We start from the raw sequence: 15,251 nt of genomic DNA on the forward strand, positions 1-15,251 counted from the left end.
GGGCGTGGGGGCGCCGCCCGGCGCGGGGCTCGCGGTGACGGACCGGTCCTCGGAACTGACCAGTTGCCCGCCGGGGCCTTACCAGTTGATGTCGAGAGAAGGTGGCATAGACCAATGAGCGCGTCAACCCTGCGCGTAGAAACGGAAGTTGCATGCCTCGGGAGGCGTCCCGACGCAGACCGGACCAGTTAAGGTCGAGGGCATACCAGTCGCCCCGCGCGCCCGCCGCGGCCGACGACGAGGGGAGGCCCGTATGCCTGTCGATCCCGCCGCCTCGGGGGCGGTGCTCAAGCGGGAACGGGTACGCGACGCGCTCCTCGAACTCATCGAGGCCCGCCGTCCCGGGGACGCCGTCCCCTCCGAGCGGGCCCTCTGTGCCCTGCTCGGTGTCTCGCGCCCCACCGTGCGGGCGGCGGTCGACGAACTCGTGGTCGCGGGGCTGCTGGTGCGCGAGCACGGGCGGGGCATGTTCGTCGCCGCCGAGAAGATCACCCAGGAACTCGTACCAGGACACGGCGCGTTGGCCGTGCCGCAGGCCAAGGGCGTGTGGACCAGTCGCATCCTCGAGTTCCGCACCCTCCCGGCCGGCGCCCGTGTGGGCCGCAGGCTGCGTGTGTCACCGGCCGCCGAGGTCCGGTACGCGGCCCGACTGCGGCTGGTGGACGGTGCCCCGATGGCCATCGAGCATCTGCACCTCCCCGTCGCTCTGGTGCCGGGACTCACCGAGGCGGAGCTCGAACGGGGCGACCTCTACGAGCACTTCCGCGACCGGCACGGGGTACGGGTCATCGAGGCGGTGCAGTCCGTCGAGCCGACCGTGGTGACCCGTGCGGAGGCGGAGCTGCTCGACGTGCCCGAGCTGTCGCCGGCCCTCCTGTTCGAGCGCCTCACCACCGACACCGAGGGGCGTCCGGTGGAGTACGTCCGCTCCGTCTACCGGGGCGACCGCTACCGCATCGTCTCCCGGCTCGCCCTCGGTCCGGGTGCCCCGCGCGCGGGCGGGGCGGAAGGGGCTCAAGGAGGCCACCACCCCGGCTTCCCGCCCGGCGACCTCACGTCCCGAGGGCCGGTCAGCTTCTCGGCGCACGGAGTCGTCCAGCACGACTGAGCCGCACCGTCCGGCGCATGCGCCCACGAGATGCGGAACCATCTCCTCCTCAATTCGTGCTTGAAACGTTGACAGGTCCATACCAAGGCGAGACTCTCTTTGAGAGCGCTCTCACACCCGTAGTCGGCCACTCGTCGAACGGAGAACGACCATGCTGCACACCCTCAGACGCCGGGTCACCGCCGTGGCTCTGGGCATCGCCACCGCGCTGGGCGGCGGCTGGCTCGCCGCCGGGGTCCCGTCCCCCGCGCACGCCGCTGTCCCGGCCACCATCCCGCTGACCATCACCAACAACTCGGGCCGCGCCGAGCAGGTCCACATCTACAACCTCGGCACCGAGCTGTCGTCCGGCCGCCAGGGATGGGCCGACGCGAGCGGCGCCTTCCACCCATGGCCCGCCGGCGGCAACCCGCCCACCCCCGCGCCCGACGCCTCCATCCCGGGCCCGGCGCCCGGCGCGTCCACCACCATCCGGGTCCCCAAGTTCTCGGGCCGCATCTACTTCTCCTACGGCCGCAAGATGGAGTTCCGGCTCACCACCGGCGGTCTGGTGCAGCCCGCCGTGCAGAACCCCACCGACCCCAACCGCGACATCCTCTTCAACTGGTCCGAGTACACGCTCAACGACTCCGGACTGTGGATCAACAGCACCCAGGTCGACATGTTCTCCGCGCCCTACACGGTGGGCGTGCGACGCGGTGACGGCAGCACGCTGAGCGCGGGCAAGCTCAAGCCCGGCGGCTACAACGGCGTGTTCAACGCCCTCGGAGCACAGCCGGGCGGCTGGGCGGATCTCATCCAGACCCGCTCCGACGGCACCGTGCTGCGCGCCCTGTCCCCGCTCTACGGCGTGGAGACCGGCGCCCTCCCGGCGTCCGTCATGGACGACTACATCAACCGCGTCTGGGACAAGTACACGGGCACGGACCTGACCGTCACCCCCTTCGCCGACCGTCCCGACGTCCGGTACACCGGCCGGGTCTCCGGGGGCGTCCTGCGTTTCAGGGACGGCGCCGGCAACGAGGTCACCGCCTTCCAGAAGCCGGACGCCTCGTCCGTCTTCGGCTGTCACCGTCTCCTCGACGCGCCCAACGACCAGGTGCGCGGCCCCATCTCGCGCACCTTGTGCGCGGGCTTCAACCGCACCACCCTGCTGGCCAACCCGAACCAGCCCGACCGGAGCGCGGCCGGGTTCTACCAGGAGCCGGTCACCAACCACTACGCGCGGATCGTCCACGCGCACATGGCCGACGGGAAGGCGTACGCCTTCGCCTTCGACGACGTCGGCGCCCACGAGTCGCTCGTCCACGACGGCGACCCGCGCGGGGCGTCCCTGACACTCGACCCGCTCGACTGACCGCTCCCGCCCGCCGCCCCTGCCGGCCTGCCGGCCGGGGCGGCACACGCCCGACGGCCCGTGGGCGCCCGCCCGTTGTGCCCCGCGATCACCGCGCGCCCCCGCGGGCACCATAAGGTTCCACCATGTCTGCCTCGTTGAACGCCGGTAAAACGCGCGCCGCGCTGCGCACCTCGGCACGCATCTCGGGCGAGCTGCTGCTGGTCCTGGTGGCGACCGGAGTGGCCCTCTGGCTGCTGGGCCGGATGTGGTCGGTGGTCTGGCCCCTGGTGGTCGGTCTGCTGCTCACCACGCTCACCTGGCCCCCGACCCGCTGGCTGCTGCGGCGCGGACTGCGCCCGGCGGTCGCCGCCTCCCTGGTGACCGTGCTGTTCCTGCTGATCGGCGTGGGCACCGTGGCGCTCATCGCCGTGCCCGTCGCGTCGGAAGCCGGCGAACTCGGCGACGGTGTCGTCGCGGGCGTGCAGAAGCTGCGCGACTGGGCGGAGGGCCCGCCGCTGAACATCGACGACGCCCAGATCTCCACCGCCCTCGACGCGACCATGGCCCGCATCCAGGACAGTGCCGGGTCCATCGCCACCACCGCGGTCACCGGGGTGAGCACCGTCGTCAGCGGCGTCGTCACGGCCGTGCTGGCGCTCTTCCTGATGTTCTTCTTCCTGAAGGACGGGCCGCGTTTCCTTCCGTGGCTGCGCCGCCAGCTGCCCGGCCGGCTCGCCACCGACGTGCCGGCCGTCGCCGCCCGCTGCTGGAACACCCTCGGCTCGTTCGTCCGGTCGCAGGCGCTGGTCGGTCTCATCGACGGTGTGCTCATCGGCATCGGCCTGTGGATCCTCGACGTGCCGCTGGTCCTGCCGCTCGCGGTCCTGACCTTCGTGTCCGCGTTCGTGCCCATCATCGGCGCCCTGTTCGCCGGGCTCGTCGCCGTGCTGATCGCGCTGGTGTCCAACGGGCTGGTCAACGCGCTGCTGGTACTCGCCGTGATCATCGTCGTGCAGCAGCTCGAGGGCAACGTGTTCCAGCCGATCATCCAGAGCCGCGGTCTCGGGCTGCACGCCGCGGTTGTCCTGCTCGCGGTGACGCTGGGCGGCAGCCTGGCCGGCATCGTCGGCAGCCTGCTCGCCGTGCCGGTCGCCGCCTTGATCGCGGTCGTCTGGAACTACCTCCGGGAACAGCTCACCGACCCGCCTTCACCGCCGGCGCCGGAACCATCGGCGCCCCGGCCTCCGGAACCGTCGACGCCGGATCCCTCGGCGCCGCAGTCCGACGCTCCGCGGCCGACGGCACCGCAGTCCCCGGCGCCCGGCGCCCCCGCCGCCTGACCCCCTCCGACCTCCAGGAAGCTCCCGTGACGTACGACCTCACCGCACTGCGCGCCGACATCCCCGCGCTGGCCGCCGGCACCGCCCACTTCGACGGCCCGGGCGGCACCCAGACGCCGCGCCCCGTCATCGAGGCGATCGCCGACGCCCTGGCACTGCCGCTGTCCAACCGGGGCAGCCTGCTCCCCGGCGAGCGCCACGCCGACACCCTCGTCGTCGAGGCGCGCCGCGCCATGGCCGACCTGCTCGGCGCCGACCCGGCGGGCGTCGTCTTCGGCCGCAGCGCCACCCAGCTCACCTACGACGCCGCCCGAACCCTCGCCGCCGGCTGGGCGGAGGGCGACGAGGTGGTGGTCACCCGGCTCGACCACGACGCCAACATCCGCCCGTGGGTGCAGGCGGCCGAACGGGCCGGCGCCACCGTCCGCCGCGCGGACTTCGACCAGGACACGGGGGAGCTGACCGCCGACCACGTCCGCGCCCAGCTCTCGCCGCGTACCCGTCTGGTCGCGGTCACCGCCGCCTCGAACCTGATCGGCACCATGCCCCCGGTCGCCGAGATCGCGCGGCTGGTCCACGAGGCGGGCGCCCTGCTGTACGTCGACGGCGTGCACTACACGGCGCACGCACCGGTCGACGTGCGGGCGCTGGGCGCGGACTTCTTCGTCTGCTCGCCGTACAAGTTCCTCGGCCCGCACCACGGAGTCCTGGCCGCCGCACCGGAGCTGCTGGAGACCCTGCGCCCGGACAAGCTGCTGCCGTCCTCGGACGCGGTGCCCGAGCGGTTCGAGCTGGGCACCCTGCCCTACGAGTTCCTGGCCGGCACCCGCGCGGCCGTCGACGTCCTCGCCGGGCTCGGCGGGCCGGGCGCCGGTGACCGCCGCGCCCGGCTCCACGCGGCGTACGAGGCGATCGGGGCGCACGAGGCGCGGCTGCGGGCCCGTCTGGAGGAGGGCCTGGCGGGACTCGACGGGGCGACCGTCCACTCCCGTGCGGCCCGCCGCACCCCGACCCTGCTGGTCACCTTCGACGGCCGCCGCACCGAGGACGCCTACCGCTTCCTCGCCGGACGGAACGTCCACGCCCCCTCCGGCCACTTCTACGCCCTGGAGGCATCCCGCCACCTCGGCCTCGGGGACACCGGAGGCCTGCGCGTCGGCCTCGCCTGCTACACCTCCGGCGAGGACGTCGACCGCCTGATCGACGGTCTCGCGGACTTCCTGAAGGAGACCCCGGCCGCACTCTGACGTCCGGGCCCGCCGACGCCTCCCGTATGAGGGCGCCGGCGGGCCGTTCGTGCCATTGTGGACGCATGACCGTCGAAGTCCGCCCGGCCTCGGAGTTCGAGGACGTCCGTGCCCTGCTCGGTCCCAAGTCGCCGCAGGCGAACGTCTGCTGGTGCCTGAGCTACCGCGTCCCCTCCAAGCTCAACCGCGAGCTGCGCGGCCCCGCCCGCGGAGAGTACGTCGCCGGGTTGCTTCGTTCAGGCACTCCCCTCGGCGTGCTCGCGTACGACGACGGCGAGCCCGTCGGCTGGGCCGCCGTCGCCCCGCGCGCGGACACCTCCTTCGCCCGCAACCGAAAGATCCCGCACGTCGACGACCTGCCGGTGTGGTCCCTGTGGTGCGTCAGGGTTCGGCCCGGCCACCGCGGCAAGGGCCTCTCGCACGCCCTGATCGCCGGAGCCGTCCGGTACGCCCGCGCGCAGGGCGCCCCCGCAGTCGAGGCGTACCCCCTCGACAACGGCGACGCCCGCGTCGACCTGACCATGGCCTACCCCGGGCTCCGCAGGAACTTCGAGCGGGCCGGGTTCACCCACGCCGCCGACACCACCTCGGTGCTGTCCGGCCACCCCCGCGTGCTGATGCGGCTCGACCTGCGCTGAGGACACACGGCGCACGGCACGGGCGGCCCGACCGACGGCTCACGCGTACGCCGCGGGCCGCCGCGCTCTCGTGTACGGCGCGGGCCGCACCGCTCACGCGTACAGTGCGGCGATCTCCTCCGCGAACGTCTCCTGCGCCGCCTGCCGCTTGACCTTCAGCGACGGGGTGAGCAGACCGTTCTCCTCGGTGAACTCGCCGTCGACGACGACGAACTTGCGGATGGACTCCGCGCGGGAGACTGCCTCGTTGGCGTAGTCCACCGCCTTCTGCACTTCGGCCTGTATGCGCGGGTCGCGGACCACCTCGGACATCGGGGTGCCGGCGGGCATCCCGCGCACCGACAGCCAGTGGGCCACCGTCTCCGGGTCGAGGGTGACCACCGCGGCCACGAAGGGCCGGTTGTCGCCGACGACGAGGCACTGCCCGACCGGCGGGCGGCTGCGCAGCCGGTCCTCCAGCACGGCGGGGGAGACGTTCTTGCCGCCGGAGGTGACGATGATGTCCTTCTTGCGGCCGGTGATGGTCAGATAGCCGTCCTCGTCGAGGGAGCCGAGGTCCCCGGTGGCGAACCAGCCGTCGCGCAGCACCTCCTCGGTGGCCGCCGGGTTGTTCCGGTACGAGCCGAAGACGATGCCGCCCTTGATCAGCACCTCGCCGTCGTCGGCGATGCGCACCGCGGTGCCGGGGACGGGCCGGCCGACCGTGCCGGGGCGCGGGGACAGCGGCGGGACGACGGTCGCGGCGGCGGTGGTCTCGGTGAGCCCGTAACCCTCGTAGATCATGATGCCGGACGCGTAGAAGAACAGGTTGAGATCCTTCTCCAGCGGGGAGCCACCGCTGATGGCGTAGCGCAGGCGCCCGCCGAGCTCCTTGCGGACCCTGCGGTAGACCAGCAGGTCGTACAGCGCCCACGCGGCGTACAGGCCGGGCCCGGGGCCCTTGCCGTGGCCGAGGAAGCGGTCGAGGTGCGCCCGCGCGAAGCGGACGGCGATGCGGTGGGCGCGCTCGAAGGACGCGCCCCGCCCGATCTTCTCGGCGGTGGCCCGCCCGGTGTCGTGGATCTTCTCGAAGAGGTAGGGCACGCCCACCACGAACGTGGGGCGGAACGACTTGAGCGCGGGCCGCAGTTCGTCCGGCTTGATGCTCGGGCAGTGTCCCGTCTCGATGCGTGCCATGAGACAGGAGATCTGCAGGGTGCGTCCCAGGATGTGGGCGAGCGGCAGGAACAGCAGCGTCGAGGCGACCTGGGAGGTGACCGCCTTGAAGACGGGGTGCAGCAGCTCGACCGTGTTCGCGGACTCGGCGTACAGGTTGCCGTGGGTGAGCACGCAGCCTTTGGGACGTCCCGTGGTGCCGGAGGTGTAGCAGACGGTCGCCACCGTGTCGGCGGTGAGGGAGGTGCGCCGCTTGGTGACCTCCTCGTCCGGGACGTCCCGGCCCCGGGCGACGAGGTCGTCCACGGCGCCCGCGTCCAGCTCCCACACCTCGGGCGCCGGGTGCAGGGCGGCGGCGCCGGCGCGGACCGTCGCGGTGTTGTCCGGGGTCTCCGTGACGACGTACCGGACGCCGGCGTCCCGGACGATCCACTCCACCTGGTCCGCCGACGAGGTGGGATACACCGGCACGGTCTGCCCGCCGGCCGCCCAGATCGCGAAGTCCAGGAGTGTCCAGTCGTAACGGGTGCGGGACATCACGGCGACCCTGTCGCCCGGCTCGAGACCGGCCGCGACCAGGCCCTTGGCCACGGCGGTGACCTCCGCGGCGAAGGCCGCCGCCGTGACCGGGCGCCACGCGCCCTCTTCCTCGCGGCGCAGCACGACCGCGTCGGGTGCCTCGTCCGCGTTGGTGAACGGGACGTCGGCGGTCGTGCCCGTGACGGGGTGCGCGGCCAGGACCTCCGTGCGGACCTCGCGGACGGTCCCGCGTTCGTCCTTGACGGTCACCACCGAAGCGCGGCCCGCCAGATCGGCCCGTCGTTTCGCCCGTTTCAGATCCTTGCGTACGCCCATGACGGCTCCCGGTCGCGGCTGACTGTCCTGCTGGTGCTGTCCGTGCTTACTTACTCTGGAGTCAACTTACCCGCGCGTAGCAACGAGTCAACGGTCGGGGGACGATCAGTCCAGCCGGTCAGCCGTACGGATCGCCTCCGCCAGCTCCCGTACGTCCGCGTCCTCGGTCCGCGCGGCCAGCGACCCGGCGCGCTCGGACAGCTCCCCGAGGCCCGGGGCGCCCGGCAGCGCGCTGTCCCGGTGGCCGGGGGAGCGCAGCGCGTCGGCGAAGTAGGCCGCGGTGGCGGTCACCGTCAGCCGGGGCCGCGCCCGCCACACCGACTCCTCGAGCCCGTCGGTCTCCAGGTCACCGGTCTCCTCGTGCGGGGCACGGCTGTCGGGGTCGAGCCAGCGCACGGTCGCGGTGGCGAGGTGCCCCTCGGCGCCGGCACGGGTGCGCACCGCGTACAGGGCGGTCACGGTGTGGCCGGGGCCGACCTCGCCGCCGTCGACCCGGTCGTCGCGGAAGTCCTCGTCGGCCACCCTGCGGTTGTCGTAGCCGACCAGGCGGAACTCGGCGACCGTCTCCGGGTCGAAGGCCACCTGCGCCTTGGCGTCCCGCGCGGTCAGCTCGATGTTGCGGGGGAGCTCCTTGCAGAACACCTCGCGGGCGTCCTCCTCGTCGGACACGTACACGGTGTGGCCGTCGCCCCGGTCGGCGAGCTGCTCCATGAGGGCGTCGCCGTAGTCGCTGCCGACGCCGACGCCGAACAGGGTGATGCCGTGCTCGCGCCGGGACTTCGCGATGCGCTCCAGGATCGCGTCGGCCTCCGTCTCCCCGGTGTTGGCGAGCGCGTCGGACACCAGGACGACCCGGTTGGTGGCACCCTTCCGGAGCCCCTCCACTGCGGTCTCGTAGCCGGTCCCGACGCCTGCGCCGAGGTTGGTGGAGTCTGTCGGCTCCAGGCCGTCGATCGCGTCGTGGATCTCGCCCCGGTTGCCGTCGAGCCGGGTCATCGGCAGCACGGTCTCCGCCTCGTCGCTGAAGGTGACGAGGGCTACCGAATCGTCGTCGCGCAGTTGGCCGGTCATCGTGCCCAGTGCCTCCTGGGCCAGGTCGAGGCGGCCCGGCTCGCCCATCGAGCCGGAGATGTCGATGACGAACGTGAGGGCGGCGGGCGGCCGTTCGCCGTCCGCCTCGGCGGTCCGGGTGGCGAGCCCGACCCGCACCAGCGACCAGTCCTCCTCGTCGGTGCGGGCGCCGTCCACGGTGACCGTGAAGCCGTCGCCGTCGGGGCGCGGGTAGTCCTGCCGGAAGCTGTTGACGAACTCCTCCGGGCGCACGGTCGACGGGTCGGGCAGCCGGCCCTCGTCGAGGGTGCGCCGCGCGTAGCCGTAGGACGCGGTGTCGACGTCCAGCGCGAACGTCGACAGACGGCCGGGCTCCGGGGCCCCCTCCCGCGACTCCTGCTCGCCGCCCTCGTACCGGTTCGAGCCTTCCGGGGCGGGCGGGGGCTGCATGTCGTGGCTGCCGCCCCCGTAGGAGGCGTCGCTCCTCCGCGCCCCGCTGTCCTCGTCCCCGCTGCATCCGGTGAGCAGCAGCCCGCAGGCCGCGGTGAGTGCCAGCAGCACCCCGGCCGGTCGTCGTGTCCCGTGCCGCTTCATCCTGTGTACCCCCTGTGTCGGTCGACGCCGCTTCAGTGACTGTGACGGCGCGGCAGGCGGAAACGTGCGGTACGGGGTGTCGCAGGTGCGTCTCGAAGCGGGAACAGCGGTGTCCCGCCGAGACCGGCAGGTGATCTTCCGTTGACCTGCGCGAGGTCCGCCGGCGGAAACGGCCGGTGCGGCCCGGGGGGACGCACGGACCGCACCCGGCCAAAAACCGACGGGCCCCTCGTGGAACGAGGAGCCCGTCTCCCACTGCCCGCTCGGTGTGCGCAGATGACCACGTCGGCGGCCCGGTCGGGCGAACCGCCCGGTCGGCCGCCGGCCAGTCCGGTGTCGGCCGGGTCGGCCGTCCGGCCGATGCCGCGGACGGAGTGGTGGCGGGCCGCCGCTCGCGGCGGGCGGCCGAACCGGCTGGGGGCAGGCCTGTTCACGGCCGACCGGCGGCGCGGGCCCCGCGCCGGTCACACCCTCCCGGAGTCCAGTGCCGCGTCGGGCCGGCGGTGTGCCGTCAGCCGCTCCGGCCGCACCCGCTCCCCGTCATCGGTGACGAACGCCAGCCGGGCCGTGGTACCCGAGTCCGGCAGGGCGAACTCGGGTGACGTCCCCTCGGGGTGCGGGCGGTGGGACCGCCCCCAGGTCGCCAGCGCGGCGATCACCGTGCTCAGGCCCTGCCCGGCCTCGGTCAGCACGTACTCCTCGCGGGCCCGCTCGCCCGGCTCCCGGTAGCTGCGCCGCTCCATCAGCCCTTCGTCGACCAGGAACGCCAGGCGCTTGGTGAGGATGTTCGGCGCGATGCCCAGCGCGTCCCGGAACTCCTGGAAGCGCGTCGAGCCCGCCAGCATCGCCTCGCGCACGATCAGCAGCGTCCAGGCGTCCCCGAGCACCTGGAGGCTTCGTTCGATGGAGCAGGTCGAGTCCTTGCCGAGCGTCTTGGCCATACGGCCAGTGTACCGATGAGTTGCAAAGGGCTACTCAGACAGTCTAAGTTTTCCCAGGCAACTCAGCTGGGTGTGCGCCTTCTCGCGCCCCGCTCCCCTCACCGCCACCGTGTCGACCCGCGTCGGCCCTCACCGACCCCTATCGATGTGCCCCCTGGAGGCCCCGTGCCATCCCTCGGCACCCGCGGCAGCTTCTGGACTGCCGGCGCCGTCGTGGCCGTCGCGCTGTGGACCAGCGCCTGCCCGACCATGACCTACCCGCTCTACCAGGCCGACTGGGGCATCTCCACGACCACCGTGACCTGGGTCTTCGCCGCCTACCCGCTCACCCTGATCCCCGTGCTGCTCCTGCTCGGCCACCTCGCCGACCACCTCGGCGCCCGCGTCACCATGCTGCTCGGCCTCGTGGCGCAGTTCGCCGAAGTACTGCTCTTCGCGGTCGCGGACGGCGTTCCCTGGCTGCTGGCCGGACGGGCACTCTCACCGGCGCCCTGCTGTCCGTCTTCGCCGGGAGCATCACGCTCTCCGCGCTCCTGGGCCGGCGCCTGCACGTCCGGGTGCTCGTGCTGCTCGGAGCGGTGGGGTCCCTCGCCGCGGTGTGGCTGTTCGTCCTGACCGGCGCCACCCACTCGCTGCTGCTCTTCTTCGTGGCGTCGGCCGTCGCCGGGGCCGCCTACGCCTTCGACTTCGCGGGCGGGCTGACGGTGCTCAGCCGGTTCGCACCCGCTCCGTACCGGGCGGGCATGGTGTCGGGCGGCTACCTCGTCGGATACGCCGCCCAGGGCATCGGGGCGCCCGCGCTCGGCGCCGTGGTGACCGCGCACGGGCTGATGGCCGGGCTGGTGACCGGAGCGGCCGTGTCCGGAGGCTTCTTCGTGCTGGTCGCGGTCGTCGGTCTCACCGTGCTGACGCCTCTGCACCGGGCCGACCGCGCGGCCGTCCGCCACGACGCCGCACCGGTACCGGAATCCGCCCCGGTCGAGTGAGCCGGAACGACGAAGCGCCGTCCGCCCTCCCGGCGGGGGAGGGGCGGACGGCGCATCGGGCCGGGTCCTGTCACCCGTTCATCGCGCGGACGCTACGGATTGACGCAACCGATCGTGCCCACCGGGAAGTTGTTGCCGGTGGATGTGGCCGTGAAGCCGAACGACACGCTCCCGTCCGGTGCGATCGTTCTGTTGTGGGAGGCGTTCCGCACCGTCACCGTGCCGTCCGAACCGGTACTGAGGGTGCCGTTCCAGGCGCTGCCGATCGCGGTGCCCTGCCCGGGTTTCCACTGCACGGCCCAGCCGTTCAGCGGCGACGTCCCGTGGTTCATCACCTCGACGGAGCCCTGGAAACCGCCGTTCCAGGAGTTGGTCACGCTGTAGACGGCCATGCACTCACCGGTGTGCGGCGGGTCGCTCGGGTCGGGGGTGGGGTCGGTGCCGGGGTCCGGGTTGCTGCCCGAGCCGCGGATGCCGGTGACCTCGCCGTTGCCGCCGTCGAAGACCACGTCGGAGCAGGAGAAGAAGTTCTCCTGGCTGTCCGAGCGCACCCACTGCATGAAGATCAGCGCGTCACCGGAACGGCCCGAGGGCAGGTTCAGGTTCCAGTAGTAGTGGCCCCCGTTGGCGCCCGGGGAGCCCTGCTGGGGCGGGTCGGTGACGGTCTGGATCAGCTCCAGGTCGTTCCACTTCAGCTGCGAGGTGGGCGACCAGCCGGGCTTGGTGATGTACACCCGGAAGTCGCCCGGGTGCGCGGCCCAGTTGCTGTACTGCACCTTGATCGTCGAGCCCGACGTCAGATGCGTGCGCGGCCAGTCGGAGCGGGCCGCGTTGTACGCGGAGAAGTCGTAGGGCGAGCGGTCGCCCGCGCTGCACAGCGTGCCGTCCGGGACGTAACCGGGACCGCGTCCGCCGGCCTGCGAGTCGAGGACGGCGAACCAGTTGTAGAGGGCCGTGGCGCCGCTCTGGTTGAGCGCGGCCTCGCAGGCGGGGTTGGTCGGGTCGAGCGCGCCGGTGCCGGTGATGGCGTCCAGCTGGCACAGGTAGGTGCGCGAGCCGGGCATCATCGCCACGCCGTGCGCCTGTGCGTCCTTCTGCCAGAGGAAACTGAGACCGAGCCCTCCGAGGAGGGTCGCCAGTACCGCTGCCAGAGAGACCAGTCTGCTTCTCAGAGCCATGGAGTCTCCTGTCCCGATGCTGAGTTCTTCATGGGCGGTGCGAGAGGGGTAGGGGAGCGGGGGGTGGAGGCCCCCGCCCGGCCGGGGAGGGCGCCAGCCGGACGGGCGGGGGGATCGGAGGGCCGTCCCGCGGCGGATGGGGACCGCCCGGCGGCGGGTGCGTCGGCACCCGTCGCCGGTACGGCCGTCCGCGGCGCGGACGGGTGGGGGCGGCGGTCGCGGCTCACGGGCCGCCCCCTCGGCGGGACGTACGCGCTTCGGGGCCCGCCCCGTGGGTGCAGGGAGGGAAGAGCGGGCCCGGAAGCGGGGGCACGGCGGAGGGAGGCCGCCGTGAACCCTTAGGCGGTGCGGCAGGTGGTGCCGTTCAGCTGGAAGGCGTCCGGCTGCGTGAAGCTGCCGCTGTAGGTTCCCTGGAAGCCGAAGGTCTGGCTGCCGCCGGCGGCGATCCGTGGGCTGTCGGCGGGTCCGGTCGCCGTGACCGCGCCCGAGGAGGGGGTGACGGACGCGTTCCAGGCGTGCACGACGTTCTGCCCGGAGGGCAGGGTGAAGCCGAGCCGCCAGCCGTCCACGGGGGCCGAACCGTTGTTGGTGACCGTGACGTTCGCGGTGAAGCCGCCGGGCCACACGTTCGTCGCGTACGACACCGTGCAGGCGGCCGGCGTGCCCGGGCCGTCCGGATCGCCCGGGTTCTGCGTTCCGCCCGTGTCGACGGTCGAGGAGAAGGAGTTCACCGCGAGCCCCGCGCCGTTCTGCCACGGCTCGAAACCGGCCTGGATGCTCGTCAGGTACCAGTCGCTGCCCGCCATCCCGCGGGCGACGGTCTCCCGGACGAAGTCCATCACGTCGAAGCTCCAGCTGCCGATCGCGGAGGGGGCGACGAACGACAGCACGTCGTTGGTGCCGTTGCCGCCGGACCACACCTCCCAGGTGCGCCCGGCCACGCCGGCCGTGCCGACCTGCGAGCCGATGGGCTGGATCGGCCCCACCCGGTTGAACCAGATCATGATCTCGGTCCGGTTCACCCCGTCGGTGCGGGGCGTCGGGTCCAGCCAGATGTCGTACGAGGCGTTGTACACGGCGTTGTCGACATAGCTGTACGAGATGTTGCTGGGCGCGGAGGAGATGCCGCTGATGCGCGCGGGGAGCGCGGTGCCCGGCGAACAGTTCGTGTAGTGACAGCCGTTGAAGACCGAGGGGTACGACTTCGGCGCGCCGTCGGTCGGCACCGAGCCGTCGGCCTGCGTGACCCGGAAGCCGGAGTCGGTCGCGGTGACGCACTGGGTGGCGCTGGTGCCCCAGCGGTTGTTCTGGACGACGTAGCGGCCCTGGATGACGGTCGAGCCGAACTCCTCGCAGATCGTGGTGTCGGCCTGGGCGGGGGCGGTCGCGGTCAGCATCGCCGCGAGCGCGGCGAGAGCGGTGAGGAGCGCCGCCGACAGGGCGCGCAGGGTGCGGGGTTGGTGCCGTAACCGTGGCATGGGGGGACCTCTCGGGTGGGGGTGCGGGATGCGGCGGGAGCGCTCCCGCCTCCCCATTGATGGGAGCGCTCCCAATGGTGTTCCGGGACGGGACTGTAGAAGGCGTCCATGTCCCTGACAACCCTGTGCGCACCAATCCGTCGAATGCCTTTCGAAGTCGCAGGTCAGCGCGATGATCCACTTGACCTCGGACGACGGGAGCGCTCCCGAAACTTTCGACGCGCGCCCGACCGCGCGGGATTCCGCACCGGTCAGGCGGAGTCGCGCAGCACCAGTTCCGTGCGGTGGATGACGTGCCGCCAGGCCGACGACGGCTCCTCCATCTCCTCCAGGAGCAGCCGCACCATCGCGTGCCCGATCTCCTCCAGCGGCTGACGGACCGTCGTGAGCTTCGGGTCGGTGTGCTGGGCGAGCGGGAAGTCGTCGAACCCGATCACCGCCACGTCGTCCGGCACCCGCCGGCCCGCCGCCCGGAGCGCTCCCAACGCGCCCGCGGCCATGGTGTCCGACGCGGCGAACACCCCGTCGATCTCCGGTGCCCGCTCGAGCAGTTCGGCCATCGCGCGATGCCCGCTGTCCGCCGAGAAGTCGCCCCGCACGGTCCACGACGCCCGGGGCTCGACCCCCGCCCGCTCCATCGCCTCCCGGTAGCCGCGCAGCCTGCACTGGGCCACGTACATGTCGGGCGGTCCCGTGATGGTCGCCACCGCGCGGCGGCCGGTGTCCAGCAGATGCGACACGGCGGCGCGCGCCCCTCCGACGTTGTCCGCGTCGACGTAGGTCACGCTCTCGTCCCCCGAGCGCCGCCCCAGCAGCACGGTGGGCAGGCCCACTTCGGCAAGCATGTCGGGCAGCGGGTCCGCCGCGTGCACGGACATCAGCATCACGCCGTCGACCCGGCCGCCGCGTGCGTACTCCACGAGCCGCTGCCGCTCCGCGTCCGTGCGCACCAGGGTCAGCAGCAACTGCACCTCGGTCTGCGTCAGGGCGTCCCCGACGGACCGCACGATCGCGGAGAAGAAGGGCTCGCCGAACTGCCGCCAGTCCGGCTCCGTCATGACCAGCGCGACCGCGTCGGCGCGCCGTCCGGCCAGCGTGCGGGCGGCCAGGTTGGGGACGTACCCCAACTCCGCGATGGCGCGCTGCACGGCACGGCGGGTGGTGTCCCTGACCCCCGCCGCGTTGTTGATGACGCGGGAGACGGTGCCCCGCCCCACACCGGCGAGCGCGGCCACCTCCTCGAGCGTCGGTGTGCCCGGACGCCGCCTGAGCATGACCACCCCCACGAGATCACTTGATCCTACGGCCCCAGTCATGCCCGTATCGACCGTTCCCGCAACCC

The 15,251-nt window shown here is 72.7% G+C and carries 13 protein-coding genes; 7 read left to right on the forward strand and 6 right to left on the reverse strand.

Annotated elements, in window-relative coordinates; genetic code table 11:
• The first annotated feature begins 253 nt into the window (after positions 1 to 253).
• From ACF1AG_RS26650 to ACF1AG_RS26670, 5 genes are all read left to right on the forward strand, one after another.
• The gene (locus tag ACF1AG_RS26650; RefSeq protein WP_391810513.1) at positions 254 to 1,108 is read left to right on the forward strand and encodes a GntR family transcriptional regulator; all 855 of its coding nucleotides are present in this window, start codon (positions 254 to 256) and stop codon (positions 1,106 to 1,108) included.
• A gap of 151 nt (positions 1,109 to 1,259) precedes the next feature.
• Entirely contained in the window at positions 1,260 to 2,465 is a 1,206-nt protein-coding gene (locus tag ACF1AG_RS26655; protein ID WP_391810514.1) for a glycoside hydrolase family 64 protein, read from the forward strand.
• Positions 2,466 to 2,590: 125 nt separating this feature from the next.
• Complete coding sequence (locus ACF1AG_RS26660) at positions 2,591 to 3,787, forward strand: AI-2E family transporter (RefSeq protein WP_359606323.1); 1,197 nt, start codon at positions 2,591 to 2,593, stop codon at positions 3,785 to 3,787.
• A 26-nt stretch (positions 3,788 to 3,813) separates the two neighbouring features.
• Entirely contained in the window at positions 3,814 to 5,034 is a 1,221-nt protein-coding gene (locus tag ACF1AG_RS26665; RefSeq protein ID WP_391810515.1) for a cysteine desulfurase-like protein, read from the forward strand.
• A 65-nt stretch (positions 5,035 to 5,099) separates the two neighbouring features.
• A complete protein-coding gene (locus tag ACF1AG_RS26670; RefSeq protein ID WP_387795099.1) occupies positions 5,100 to 5,672 on the forward strand; it encodes a GNAT family N-acetyltransferase in 573 nt (190 codons plus the stop codon).
• Between the two features lie 93 nt (positions 5,673 to 5,765).
• On the opposite strand, the gene ACF1AG_RS26675 is transcribed toward ACF1AG_RS26670, so the two are convergent.
• The 3 genes from ACF1AG_RS26675 to ACF1AG_RS26685 all read right to left on the reverse strand — a co-directional run bounded on the left by ACF1AG_RS26675 (position 5,766) and on the right by ACF1AG_RS26685 (position 10,267).
• Positions 5,766 to 7,682, reverse strand: coding sequence for an AMP-dependent synthetase/ligase (locus ACF1AG_RS26675; RefSeq protein ID WP_391810516.1), 1,917 nt, complete (start codon positions 7,680 to 7,682; stop codon positions 5,766 to 5,768).
• Between the two features lie 105 nt (positions 7,683 to 7,787).
• Complete coding sequence (locus ACF1AG_RS26680) at positions 7,788 to 9,326, reverse strand: von Willebrand factor type A domain-containing protein (protein ID WP_359606329.1); 1,539 nt, start codon at positions 9,324 to 9,326, stop codon at positions 7,788 to 7,790.
• Positions 9,327 to 9,790: 464 nt separating this feature from the next.
• The gene (locus tag ACF1AG_RS26685; RefSeq protein WP_391810517.1) at positions 9,791 to 10,267 is read right to left on the reverse strand and encodes a winged helix-turn-helix transcriptional regulator; all 477 of its coding nucleotides are present in this window, start codon (positions 10,265 to 10,267) and stop codon (positions 9,791 to 9,793) included.
• A 165-nt stretch (positions 10,268 to 10,432) separates the two neighbouring features.
• Here ACF1AG_RS26685 and ACF1AG_RS26690 point away from each other — a divergent pair, with 165 nt between their 5' ends.
• Positions 10,433 to 10,882: an MFS transporter gene (locus tag ACF1AG_RS26690; protein ID WP_359606333.1), complete on the forward strand. Its 450-nt coding sequence runs from the start codon at positions 10,433 to 10,435 to the stop codon at positions 10,880 to 10,882.
• A complete protein-coding gene (locus tag ACF1AG_RS26695; RefSeq protein WP_391810518.1) occupies positions 10,864 to 11,253 on the forward strand; it encodes a hypothetical protein in 390 nt (129 codons plus the stop codon). The genes ACF1AG_RS26690 and ACF1AG_RS26695 overlap by 19 nt, the downstream gene beginning before the upstream one ends.
• Before the next feature lie 92 nt (positions 11,254 to 11,345).
• Here the strand turns inward: ACF1AG_RS26695 and ACF1AG_RS26700 are convergent, their stop codons facing one another.
• The 3 genes from ACF1AG_RS26700 to ACF1AG_RS26710 all read right to left on the reverse strand — a co-directional run bounded on the left by ACF1AG_RS26700 (position 11,346) and on the right by ACF1AG_RS26710 (position 15,183).
• Positions 11,346 to 12,431 carry a lytic polysaccharide monooxygenase gene (locus tag ACF1AG_RS26700; protein WP_359606337.1) on the reverse strand — a complete coding sequence of 362 codons (1,086 nt, stop codon included), beginning with the start codon at positions 12,429 to 12,431 and terminating at the stop codon, positions 11,346 to 11,348.
• 338 nt (positions 12,432 to 12,769) lie between these two features.
• A complete protein-coding gene (locus ACF1AG_RS26705; protein WP_391810519.1) occupies positions 12,770 to 13,909 on the reverse strand; it encodes a cellulose binding domain-containing protein in 1,140 nt (379 codons plus the stop codon).
• Positions 13,910 to 14,160: 251 nt separating this feature from the next.
• Positions 14,161 to 15,183 carry a LacI family DNA-binding transcriptional regulator gene (locus tag ACF1AG_RS26710; RefSeq protein WP_391810535.1) on the reverse strand — a complete coding sequence of 341 codons (1,023 nt, stop codon included), beginning with the start codon at positions 15,181 to 15,183 and terminating at the stop codon, positions 14,161 to 14,163.
• Positions 15,184 to 15,251: the final 68 nt, after the last annotated feature.

Origin of the sequence: Streptomyces sp. NPDC014764 (assembly GCF_043082785.1) — a bacterium.
Taxonomy (GTDB): Bacteria; Actinomycetota; Actinomycetes; order Streptomycetales; family Streptomycetaceae; genus Streptomyces; species Streptomyces althioticus.

Bases quoted from the DNA above. Each gene is read 5' to 3' on its own strand.
- ACF1AG_RS26650 (WP_391810513.1), top strand. From the start codon at position 254: ATGCCTGTCGATCCCGCCGCCTCGGGGGCGGTGCTCAAGCGGGAACGG.
- ACF1AG_RS26655 (WP_391810514.1), top strand. From the start codon at position 1,260: ATGCTGCACACCCTCAGACGCCGGGTCACCGCCGTGGCTCTGGGCATC.
- ACF1AG_RS26660 (WP_359606323.1), top strand. From the start codon at position 2,591: ATGTCTGCCTCGTTGAACGCCGGTAAAACGCGCGCCGCGCTGCGCACC.
- ACF1AG_RS26670 (WP_387795099.1), top strand. From the start codon at position 5,100: ATGACCGTCGAAGTCCGCCCGGCCTCGGAGTTCGAGGACGTCCGTGCC.
- ACF1AG_RS26675 (WP_391810516.1), bottom strand. From the start codon at position 7,682: ATGGGCGTACGCAAGGATCTGAAACGGGCGAAACGACGGGCCGATCTG.
- ACF1AG_RS26680 (WP_359606329.1), bottom strand. From the start codon at position 9,326: ATGAAGCGGCACGGGACACGACGACCGGCCGGGGTGCTGCTGGCACTC.
- ACF1AG_RS26685 (WP_391810517.1), bottom strand. From the start codon at position 10,267: ATGGCCAAGACGCTCGGCAAGGACTCGACCTGCTCCATCGAACGAAGC.
- ACF1AG_RS26700 (WP_359606337.1), bottom strand. From the start codon at position 12,431: ATGGCTCTGAGAAGCAGACTGGTCTCTCTGGCAGCGGTACTGGCGACC.
- ACF1AG_RS26705 (WP_391810519.1), bottom strand. From the start codon at position 13,909: ATGCCACGGTTACGGCACCAACCCCGCACCCTGCGCGCCCTGTCGGCG.
- ACF1AG_RS26710 (WP_391810535.1), bottom strand. From the start codon at position 15,183: ATGCTCAGGCGGCGTCCGGGCACACCGACGCTCGAGGAGGTGGCCGCG.